At 67.6% G+C, this 621-nt stretch carries 1 protein-coding gene; it reads left to right on the forward strand.

Going from position 1 to position 621, the window contains the following annotated elements:
• Nucleotides 1–621, forward strand: a 621-nt coding sequence (locus ABME02_RS18425; RefSeq protein WP_353816812.1) for an IS256 family transposase, incomplete at both ends; no start/stop codon positions are given.

Raw genomic sequence — 621 nt, forward strand, 5'->3', positions numbered from 1 at the left:
GGCCGAGCTTGCCGATCATCTCGGCTACGACCGGCACGAGACTGCCGGGCGCGGCAGCGGGAACAGCCGGAATGGGTCGAGTCCGAAGACGGTGCGGACCGAGATCGGCGAGGTCACGGTGCAGGTGCCCCGGGATCGGGGCGGCACGTTCGAGCCGCGGATCGTGCCGAAGCATCAGCGCCGCCCGGACGGGTTCGATCAGAACGTGCTCTCGTTGTACGCCAAGGGGATGACGACCGGCGATATCGCCGCGCATCTGGCCGAACTGTACGGCGATGACGTGTCGCGGGATCTGGTGTCCACGGTCACGGACCGCATCGTGGACGAGATGGCGGAGTGGCAGGCGCGTCCGCTCGAGCCGGTGTACCCGGTAGTGCTGATCGACGCGATCATGTTGAAGATCCGCTCCGGCACGGCCGGGAACCGGCCGGTGTACGTGGCGATGGGCATCGACCTGGACGGGCACCGCGACGTGCTGGGCATGTGGGTCGGCCCGTCCGGCGGGGAGGGTGCGAAGCAGTGGATGAACATGCTCACCGAGCTGCGCAACCGCGGCATCCAGGACGTGATTATCGTCTGCTGCGACGGCCTGAAAGGACTGCCGGAATCGATCCGGGCGAC

The organism is Agromyces zhanjiangensis (assembly GCF_040496055.1).
Classification (GTDB): Bacteria; Actinomycetota; Actinomycetes; order Actinomycetales; family Microbacteriaceae; genus Agromyces; species Agromyces zhanjiangensis.